A 10,023-nucleotide genomic window follows, 5' to 3' on the forward strand; every position below is an offset into this window, starting at 1 on the left:
GGATTCCTCAGACTCACCCCCCCAACGGTCACGGGGCCGACAGTCACCGTTTTTGATCCCCCTGAACCCGATCGTAGATCAGGCGAAGCCCCTCCAGGGTCAGCCAGGGATCAACCGAATCTATGGTCTCGGAGACCTCGGCCATGGTTGAGGCATGGCCACCGGTAGCCACCACAGGGGTGACTGTTCCCAACTCCCTCCAGATATGGCGCACCAGGGCATCCACGGAACCAGCCGTTCCATAGACAACCCCGGACTGAATGGCCGTCTTGGTGGACACCCCGATAACGCTTTCGGGGACCTCCAGAGCCACTTGAGGAAGCTTGGATGTCTTGCCGAAGAGCGCGTCCATGCTCGTCACCAGCCCCGGCGAGATGGTCCCTCCCAGGTACGCCCCTTTCGGAGAGATCACGTCCAGGGTAATGGCCGTACCGAAGTCCACCACGATCAGAGGAGCTCCGTATTGAGCGACCCCGGCCACCGAGTTGACCAGACGGTCGGCCCCCACCTCCCACCTGTTAGCATAGGCGATCTCGATCCCCAGGTCCATCTCCGCCGATATCGACAGACACGTGGTGTTCAGGTACAACGAGACCGCCTCGACAAAGTTCTTGTCCAGGGCCGGGACCACACTGGATATGGCGGCCCCCGATATCTCCGAGGGAAGAACCGACGACACGTTCAGGAGATTGAGCAACAAAAGGCCAAGCTCATCGGAGGTCTTTCTCTCCGAGACGAGCCTCCAGTGGCAAACAATACGGTCATCGTCAAGAAGTCCGACCACGGTCGTGGTGTTCCCCACGTCAATACCAAGAAACATGGACAAGCCTCCTTTGACACACGGGGGCACATCGGCCCCATCAAAAAAGAACGATAGATCCCACCAAAACGACGATGACCCCAAAGGTCAGACAGGCCCGAAAAGGCGATATCCGAAACCGAAGGGCCAAAAGGGCAGCTAAAACCGACGCCGACAGGGCCGAAAGCCAGGGAGAGCAGCCTATGGACGGCCACCGCCACACGATCCAGGCACCCAGATCCCACAGAGCGAAGGCCTTCTCGGGAACGGCGGCCAAGACCCACCCTCCGGGCAGCCCAAGGACTGCCGGGATCGAGAGAAACACCGCAAGAGGGAGGAGAACCGCGAAAACTGGAACGGCGACGAGGTTCAAGAGCAACCCCGCAAGAGGCACAGAACCAAACGCTCCTGCTATAAGAGGAGCCGTCACGAACCAGAGAGCCGGACTTACCAGGACACATCTCACCCTCCCGGACAGAGTGGAAACCTTTGCCAGAGCAGTTATCGTCGTGGCACACAGCATAGAGAGCTGCCATCCGAGATCCCAGAGCCACCAGGGACGCCACACAAGAAGGGCTGTCCCCGCCGCCGCCACCGAGTTCACCCCGGAGGCTGGACGACCGTGCGCCACCCCCAGGAGCACCAACTGGATCATGACCGCAGCACGAAGGGCGCTGGCGGCCCCTCCTGCCAGAAGGACGTAGCCCCACACGATCAGCGATACCAGCCCCCATCCCAGGCGACGTCTGCCTAAAAAGAACCACGCCCAGGCAGCGACGACCCCCACGTGAAACCCCGAGACAGCCAGAAGGTGAGCCGTCCCCCACCGGGAGTGATCCCGAATCAGGTCGGGGTCCTTGACACCCAGGAGCATCGCCAGGAGATATCCCCTCGTACGGGGAGGCAGCCGTAAAAGAATCCTGCGGCGAAGCTCCCACCTGAGGACGTTCAGACTCCATCGAGATCGTAAAGGCGTCAAGGAACGGGGAATAACCTCGGCGGTCACGCCCCGGGCCAGCCAATACATCCGTTGGTCAAAACCACCCTTACGGGATGGCCGAAAAGGAAACGTCGGGCCGACGAGCCTCACGGCACTCCCTTCGGGAAGAGAGCGAAAAGCAGGCACCGTGACGAGAAACCGTCCCATATCGGTCTGAACGACCATCGCTCGCCGTCCACCCCAGGCCCGTTCCAGAACGACCGTCCCGGAACAATTGACCGTCTCCGGAGGCGAGGGAACCGTCAAACCCCGTGAGCAAAGCCATCCCACGATACCGCTCAGACAGACGACGAGAAGGGCACTCAGTCCCCGGCGGAGATCCCACCGTGAACAGAGACTCACCACGAAACCGAGGCACAGAGCCATAACCACGGCAGCCACAACCCAGTGAGGCGATCCATGAGCCAGGCATACGCCAAGAACCAGGGCCCCAAAGACAGGAAGCAGAGGTGCCTCGGCCAGGATATCCACGTCAGCGAACCGTCACCAGAGGACGCAGGACTTCCAGCTTGCGGGGACCGATACCCCGAACCTTCAGGAGTTCATCCACGGATCGAAAAGCCCCTTCTTTTCGACGGTAGTCCAGGATCCGGCCGGCAGTAACCGGCCCCACCCCGGGCAAGGCCATCAGATCAGTTTTGTCGGCTTGATTCAGGTTTACTGGTCGTGACGTGATCGGCTGTTCGGACGGGGCACGCCCTTTCGAAGAAGCCCTCTCCCCGGCACTTCTTCCGACACCGACGACTCCGGGCAAAGCTTCCTTAGCAGGGACGTGAAGATGGATCCCATCTGCCAGAGGAGCCGCCAAGTTCACCGCCACCGGATCAGCCCGAGGAGTGAGCCCACCCGCTGATTCCACCAGATGGTACGCCCGACTGTCGGGAGGCAGATGGTAGACCCCGGGGGACCGGACAGCCCCTGTGACATAGACCACCCACTGGGCTGGAGGCTTAGGCGTCGTTGTTGAGACGGGAACAGTCGAGGAGGAATCCCCTTCCGACACCTCGGAGACGGAAAGGTGCTCTGATGGAGCCGGCCCTGCCACGGTCGTCGGGAGACCACTCTCCCAGCGACCAGCGAAATGTCGAATCAGGCTCCCAGCCAGGACGAAACAGAGGAGCCCCACGAGGGGCAGGAGCAGTATCCTCTTTCCTTTACTTACCGCCAATCACAGCACCTCCCGATACGACAGTTTCTCATCACTCGACCGAGATCACACGTCCGTGCAGACACCAATTTTCGGCACGAAGAATCTCCACCTGGGCAAAGCGTCCGAGCCAGGACGACTCCCCGGGACAGAGAATCACTTTATCGGTTCCGGTCCGGCCCTGGATCAGGCCATCGCCCTTGGGAGCTACGCTGTCGAGCAGTATGCGATATCGTCGCCCCACCAGGGCCCGGTTGATTTCCATGGCGATGGAGGCCTGAAGCCGGTTGATCTCACCCAATCTACGCTGTTTTTCCTCCCTGCTCAGTTGATCCTTCATGGACGCCGCCGGCGTCCCCGATCGGGGCGAATACGCAGCGGTGTGGACCAGATCGAACCGAAACCGTCGAATCGCCGCCATCGACGCCTGAAACTCCTCCTCCGTCTCGCCGGGGAATCCCACGATCAGGTCGGAGGTCAATCCAACCTCGGGAAGCCCCGATCGGATCATCTCCACCGTCCGGGCGTATTCCTCAAGGGAATACCGGCGGTTCATCCTCTTGAGAATTCTGTCGCTTCCGGCCTGGATGGGCAGGTTTATCCCGGGACAGATGCTGGGGTGGGACGCCATAACCTCGACCACGTCACTGGTGAGGTCGTTGGGGTAGGACGTGAGAAATCGAACCAGCTCCACCCCGTCGGTCTCGGCCACCTCCCTGAGGAGGTCGGAAAAACGATAGTTCTCCAGATCCGATCCGTAGGTATCCACGTTCTGCCCCAAGAGGGAGATCTCCTGAACCCCCTCGCCCACGAGTTCCCGAACCTCTCGCATGATATCCCCGGGAGGACGGGACTGAAACCGCCCCCGAACGTGCGGAACGATACAGTACGTGCAGAAATTATCGCATCCGTAGGCTATCGTCACCGATGCCCGCCACGGGTTGATCCGATACACGGGCGTCACGTCCAGATCGTGAACCGACCGGGGATCCTGGTCGATCAGGTCTACCGTCTCCCCGGCCATGATCCGCTCCACCCCAGATGGCACGCCGCCCAGGCTCCGGGGACCGGCCACCAGCCGAAGCCAGGGGAAACGGCTCATCATCTCTCGCCCCACGTTCTGAGCGATACATCCCACCAGACAGACCAAGGGCCCCCGGCGAGACTCCCAGGACAGACGATGGCGGCCCAGCTCGCTCCAGACCTTATGTTCGGCCTTATCCCGTATACTACACCCGACGTAGAGGACGACGTCGGCGCTCTCCTCTGGAACCTCACGCCACCCCCGAAGGATCAGGGCCGTCCGAAGCCGGTCCCCATCGTAGGCGTTCATCTGACATCCGTATATCTTTATAGCAAAACTCCCCACCGATTCCCCTCCAGTTCGTATGGACAGCCCCTCGTCCATGGACCATCACAACTCAAGGTATCTTACCGTAAAAATCACGGTAAAAAAAGGAGACCATAGCCCCCGACCGCTAAAAAAGGAGGAGCTACCCTGGGGATCGAGGCAGCTCCTCACGTCGTCGCGCTGTCAACTGTCACTTGTCCTCTGTCAGCTATTCATTCTCCATTGTCCATCATCACGCTCCGGCTTCGTACATCGCCTTTAGGGAGAAAGCTCAAAAGGCGGGGACAACCCCTCCGCCGTAGCTCTCAAGAATGAAGCGTCGCACCTTGTCGCTCTGAAGGATCGCGACCAGGGCTTTGACAGCCTGACCGTTCTGCTCCCCTGACCGGACGGCCACGATGTTGGCGTAGGGGGATTCCTCCCCCTCCAGGACGAGGGCGTCCTCGGTCGGTTTGAGCCCCGCCTCAATGGCGTAGTTGCCGTTGATGACCGCTCCGTCCACGTCCTGAAGCACCCGCGGCAACTGGGCCGCCTCGATGGATTTGAAGCGGATCTTTTTAGGGTTTTCCACCACGTCCAGCTCGGTGGCCTCCAGTCCCGCCGAGTCTGAGAGCCTGATGAGCCCCCGGGCCTGAAGGAGCAAAAGGGCACGCCCTCCGTTCACGCTGTCGCTCGGGATGGCGATGGTCGCCTCCTGAGGGATGTCCTCGAGGCGGGCGTGTCGTTTGGAGTAGAGCCCCAGGGGCTCCACATGGATAGCCCCGGCCGAGACCAGATCCAGCTTGTGGTCCCTGACAAAGCTCTTCAGATAGGGCAGATGCTGAAAGAAATTTGCGTCCAGCTCGCCTTCCTGAAGGGCCAGGTTTGGTTTCACGTAGTCGGTGAACTCCACGATCCTGAGCTCGATTCCCTGATCGTGCAGATCGTCCCTGACCAGATCGAGGAGCTGGGCGTGAGGCACAGGGCTGGCCCCCACGACCAGAGCCTGGGACGCCCAGGCTCCACTCACCGTCAACAGAACGAGGACAGCTCCCAGGATCGTTCTTCCGTATGCCAGTGTCTTCTTCATCTTCTCATTCCTCTCTGACGTCTCATCACGTCCATCGAAATTATGTATATGGCACATCCGAGAGGGGCCGCAGATCCCCCCTTGAGATCACCCCAACGCCCATCAGAGATTTCGACTGAGATAGGCCGCCAGACGGTTCCCCAGGGCCTGAATCCCCTGGACCATGACGACGATCACCAGTACCGCTGCGATGAGCACGTCGGTCTGAAATCTGTGAAAACCGTATCGAATAGCCAGATCCCCCAGTCCTCCCCCACCGATGGCTCCCGCCATGGCCGAGTAGCCGATGATGTTGATCACCGTGAGGGTACCGCCCAGGACAAGCCCGGGAAGCGCCTCGGGGATCATGACCTTCAGGACCACGTCACGAACCCGTGAGCCCATGGCTAGTGCCGCCTCGATCACTCCGGGATCGACCTCCTTGAGAGCGCCCTCCACGATCCGGCCCACAAAGGGTGCGGCACCGATGGACAGCGGAACCACCGTTGCCGTGGTTCCTATGGTGGTTCCCACCACAAGCCGAGAGAGGGGAAAGAGCACGATCATCAGGATGATGAAGGGAAAGGAGCGAAGGACGTTGACCGCTCCATCCATAATCTGATAAAGTCGGGGACTCTCCAGAAGCCCCCCTTCCCCGGTCAGGATGAGAGTAATTCCCACGGGAAAGCCGAGAACCACCGCAAAAAAGGACGAGAGAGCCACCATGTACAGGGTCTCGCCTGTAGGAGCCACAAGCATCTCGCCTATTCGAAGCCATCTATCCATTCCAGACCACCTCCAGAGCCAGTCCCTGTTCCCTGAAAAAACTCAGGGCCTCGTCTATCGCGCCGGATTTTCCCGAGAGCTGTACCGTCAGATTACCTACCTGGCTCGCGTACAGTCTGTCGATCTCGCCAGCCAGGATATTCACGTCAACGCCGGAGTGCCAAATCGCCCTGGAGACCACGGGCAAGCTCGCCGAAGCGCCCTCGAAACGCAGGATATACACGGGGCATCCTGCCATTCGGGGGAGATCGTCCCAATCAGGTCCCCTTCTGGGAAGTTCCGTGAGGAGCTCCCTGGCCGCGTCGGTTCGGGGATGGAGAAAGACCTCCCGCACTGGCCCCTCCTCCACCACGCATCCAGCGTCCAGAATGGCGACACGATGGCAGATCTCCCGTATGACGTCCATCTCGTGGGTGATGAGGACGACGGTCAACCCCATGCATCGGTTTACGTCCTCCAGAAGATGAAGGATGGATCGGGTCGTCCTGGGATCCAGAGCGCTGGTGGCCTCGTCGCACAGAAGGACCTTGGGTCTGGGCGCCAACGCCCGAGCGATGGCGACCCTCTGTTTCTGACCTCCGCTGAGCTGAGCTGGCCAGGCACCGGTTTTGTCGTCCAACCCCACCAGAGACAGCATCTCTTTCACCCGTTCGTTCACGGCATCCTGACGCCATCCGGCGATCTCTAGAGGGTAGGCCACGTTCTGCCAGACGGTTCGGGATTTCAGGAGATTGAAGTGCTGAAAGATCATGCCGATGCTCCGCCGGGTCAGGAGAAGTTCCGCAGGAGCAAGGCATCCCAGATCGACACCGTCCACCAGAACCCGTCCAGATGTCGGCCTCTCCAGACGGTTGAGCAGCCGAAGCAGGGTCGATTTTCCAGCGCCGGAGAGGCCGATGATCCCGAAGAGCTCCCCGGTGCGAACCTGGAGAGAGACATCCCGGAGAGCCTCCACGACCAGGCCATCCGGCGACTCATATCGCTTCGTCACGTCATACAGGTCTATCACCGACAACACCCCTTCACATCACAAAAAGGCCCTCCGACAGGAGGGCCGTTCAGGATCATCGCTCCTCATCGATGTTAGCAGGACCACCTTACCCCCTTGGGCAGGTTGGCGCAGGATCAACGAGCTAACTCTCTCCCCTGACTCTGGATAAACAGCTTATTCAGTTGCTGGAGACCATACCACATTTTCGGCATAAACGCAAGCTGCAGGTGTTTAATACATCCGTTACATCGAGACCGTACCCATAGTCTCACATCCATTGGATTTGAACGACGGACTCTAGTTGACGTCACAGAACTAAAGCGATAAAATTCGGAGAACCGATTTAAATCCACAAGCTTAAGGAGGTCTTTTCATGGTCACACAAGGAAAGAAACGCTCTTCATTTCCACACGTATTTGTCATACTTCTTTCCATAATGGTCGTCGCGATGGTAGCTACCTGGTTCGTTCCCGCCGGAGAGTTCAACAGGCAGTTGGACCCGAAAAGCAACAGGACCGTCATCGTCCCCGACAGCTTTCACTCGGTCGAACAAGCGCCGGTCGACCCGTTCCAGATGTTTGTGGCGGTCCAAAAGGGGATGACCCAGGCAGGATCGATCGTCTTTTTTATATTCATCGTCTTCTCCTCCATTTACGTGGTGATGTCGACAGGCGCGATAGACGCCTTCATAGCATGGATGGTTCGTAAGGCCAGCTCCAAGCCGGGCTCGGTGAACGTCACCTTTACTGTGCTTATGGCGGTGTTCATGATATGGGGCTCCACCGGTACCCTCTCGTATGAGGAGATGATCGCCTTCGTCCCGATATTCTCCAGCCTCGCCCTCGCTCTCGGGTACGACCCCATAGTGGGACTGGCCGTCTCCTTCGTCTCGGTGGGAATCGGATTCGCATCCGCCACGATCAACCCTTTCACCATCGGGGTGGCGCAGAAGATATCAGAACTTCCGTTATTTTCGGGGTTGATCTACAGATTATTGATACTGGTGGTCATGGGAGGCATCACCATAGCCTGGACGCTCAGATATGCAAAAAAAATCAAGGCTGATCCGTCTAAAAGCGTGGTGATCGACCTTGACTTTGGAGACCTGGCTTTCGACGAGTCGAAGATCAACCTCCAGTTTACAAAAACCCACCAAATAGTCCTCATGGTGTTTTTGATCACCATACTGATCGCAGGGTTCGGGCTTTTGAAACTTCACTGGTACATCAACCAGCTCGCCGGTTTGTTCCTCATCATGGGGATAGTGGTCGGCATAGTGAACAGGAAGACCCCCAACCGAATCGCTGAGCTTTTTGTTGAGGGCATGAGTAAAGGGGTTCTCTCAGCCATGGTGGTCGGCGTAGCTCGCGGGATACTCGTCGTACTCTCGGAAGGCAAGATCGTCGACTCCATAATAAACGGCATGGCAAATCTTTTAGGGCAGGGATCGGCGTACCTGAGCTCCGTCGGGATGCTGCTGTTCCAGACCCTTATGAACTTCCTGATACCGTCGGGCTCTGGACAGGCTGCCACGACCATGCCCATCATGGCCCCTCTTGCCGATCTGTTGGAGGTCAAAAGACAGGTGGCCGTACTGGCTTTCCAGTTTGGCGACGGATTCTCAAACCTTCTCTGGCCAACCGGTTTCATACTCATAGGATGCATACTGGCCAGAGTTCCACTCAGCCGATATCTGCGCTGGTTCCTCCCCCTTTTCGCAGTCCTGTTCGCAGTCCAGGTATTGTTCCTCTGGGGAGCCATAGCCATAGGGTACGGCCCGTTTTAACCCTGAGGGCTCAATAGAATGGCTGAAGATAACTCGATGAATACCCTCCTGAACAGGCTGAAGGAGATCTCCCCCGTAGCAGAGAGGTTGGCTCTTGACCTCTGGAACAACCCTGAGCTGGGCCTGGAAGAAAGATACGCCGCCGACAGATACGAGGAGATTCTGTCCCGAGAGGGTTTCAACGTTCAAAGAGGAATAGGAGACCTGGATACGGCTATCTCGGCGAAATGGGGCTACGGCTCCCCTTGTATAGGGTTTCTGGGAGAATACGACGCCCTTCCGGGGATGACGAAAGATGGCGGCCCGGGACACGGATGCGGACACAACCTTTTGGGTGCCGCATCTCTGGGAGCTGCCATGGTACTGAAGAGACACATGGAAGATCTGAAACTGAGAGGAACGGTCGTTTTCTACGGCTGCCCGGCTGAGGAGAACAACGGAGGAAAGGTCTACATGGCAAGAGACGGCTGTTTCTCCGAGCTGGACGCAGCCCTGACCTGGCATCCTGCGGACGTAAACGCCGTGTGGGAAGCCGGAACTCTCGCCCTGAACGCCTGTAACTTCATCTTTAAAGGACTGACCTCTCACGCGGCCAAATCGCCAGAGGCCGGTCGAAGCGCCTTGGACGGAGCCATTCTGATGGACGTCGGGGTCAACTACCTGAGAGAGCATATGATACAGGAGGCCCGTATCCACAGCGTTATATCGTCCGGCGGAAAGACTCCCAACGTAGTGCCGGCCGAGGCGACCATATGTTACTACGTCAGGGCACCGAGACGAGATCAGGTGGAGCCCCTTTTCGAGAGGGTGATCAACTGCGCTAAAGGAGCGGCTCTGATGACCGGCACGTCCTTCGAGATAGACATGATAGACGGGCTGTACAATTATCTGTCCAACCCGGTACTGAACGGCATCGCCTCGGAGATCATGGCGAAGCTTGGAGGACCGGACTTCGACGAGGAGGACCGAAAGAAAGCCGCTACGCTGCAATCCAGCCTGCCAGAGAAAACGGTACAGGAAGTCCTCAGAAACTACGGAACCACCGCCGATGTTCTGGGGCAGCCACTGAGCGACGTCTATCTTGCAGGAGGAGGCCCCATGGCAAAGGGGAAAAC

At 58.6% G+C, this 10,023-nt stretch carries 9 protein-coding genes; 2 read left to right on the forward strand and 7 right to left on the reverse strand.

The features are described from left to right. Window positions 1-43: 43 nt before the first annotated feature. From CSA35_08695 to CSA35_08725, 7 genes are all read right to left on the reverse strand, one after another. A complete protein-coding gene (locus tag CSA35_08695; GenBank protein PIE53953.1) occupies window positions 44-820 on the reverse strand; it encodes a pantothenate kinase in 777 nt (258 codons plus the stop codon). Between the two features lie 40 nt (window positions 821-860). Next, window positions 861-2,270 carry a hypothetical protein gene (locus CSA35_08700; protein ID PIE53954.1) on the reverse strand — a complete coding sequence of 470 codons (1,410 nt, stop codon included), beginning with the start codon at window positions 2,268-2,270 and terminating at the stop codon, window positions 861-863. Window position 2,271: 1 nt separating this feature from the next. Next, window positions 2,272-2,967 carry a competence protein ComEA gene (locus CSA35_08705; protein PIE53955.1) on the reverse strand — a complete coding sequence of 232 codons (696 nt, stop codon included), beginning with the start codon at window positions 2,965-2,967 and terminating at the stop codon, window positions 2,272-2,274. Between the two features lie 31 nt (window positions 2,968-2,998). Next, complete coding sequence (gene miaB / locus CSA35_08710) at window positions 2,999-4,315, reverse strand: tRNA (N6-isopentenyl adenosine(37)-C2)-methylthiotransferase MiaB (GenBank protein ID PIE53956.1); 1,317 nt, start codon at window positions 4,313-4,315, stop codon at window positions 2,999-3,001. 253 nt (window positions 4,316-4,568) lie between these two features. Continuing rightward, on the reverse strand, window positions 4,569-5,366 hold the full coding sequence (locus CSA35_08715) for a methionine ABC transporter substrate-binding protein (GenBank protein ID PIE53957.1): 798 nt from the start codon (window positions 5,364-5,366) through the stop codon (window positions 4,569-4,571). A gap of 102 nt (window positions 5,367-5,468) precedes the next feature. Further along, entirely contained in the window at window positions 5,469-6,131 is a 663-nt protein-coding gene (locus CSA35_08720) for a methionine ABC transporter permease (GenBank protein PIE53958.1), read from the reverse strand. Beyond that, window positions 6,124-7,140: a methionine ABC transporter ATP-binding protein gene (locus CSA35_08725; protein PIE53959.1), complete on the reverse strand. Its 1,017-nt coding sequence runs from the start codon at window positions 7,138-7,140 to the stop codon at window positions 6,124-6,126. The genes CSA35_08720 and CSA35_08725 overlap by 8 nt, the downstream gene beginning before the upstream one ends. A gap of 355 nt (window positions 7,141-7,495) precedes the next feature. Here CSA35_08725 and CSA35_08730 point away from each other — a divergent pair, with 355 nt between their 5' ends. Both CSA35_08730 and CSA35_08735 read left to right on the forward strand, forming a co-directional pair. Then, window positions 7,496-8,908: a C4-dicarboxylate ABC transporter gene (locus tag CSA35_08730; GenBank protein ID PIE53960.1), complete on the forward strand. Its 1,413-nt coding sequence runs from the start codon at window positions 7,496-7,498 to the stop codon at window positions 8,906-8,908. Between the two features lie 18 nt (window positions 8,909-8,926). Then, on the forward strand, window positions 8,927-10,023 hold a 1,097-nt coding region (locus CSA35_08735; protein PIE53961.1), incomplete at its 3' end, for an amidohydrolase.

The sequence above is a fragment of the Dethiosulfovibrio peptidovorans genome, assembly GCA_002748665.1.
Taxonomy (GTDB): domain Bacteria; phylum Synergistota; class Synergistia; order Synergistales; family Dethiosulfovibrionaceae; genus Dethiosulfovibrio; species Dethiosulfovibrio peptidovorans_A.

Bases quoted from the DNA above. Each gene is read 5' to 3' on its own strand.
- CSA35_08695 (PIE53953.1), bottom strand. From the start codon at position 820: ATGTTTCTTGGTATTGACGTGGGGAACACCACGACCGTGGTCGGACTT.
- CSA35_08715 (PIE53957.1), bottom strand. From the start codon at position 5,366: ATGAAGAAGACACTGGCATACGGAAGAACGATCCTGGGAGCTGTCCTC.
- CSA35_08720 (PIE53958.1), bottom strand. From the start codon at position 6,131: ATGGATAGATGGCTTCGAATAGGCGAGATGCTTGTGGCTCCTACAGGC.
- CSA35_08730 (PIE53960.1), top strand. From the start codon at position 7,496: ATGGTCACACAAGGAAAGAAACGCTCTTCATTTCCACACGTATTTGTC.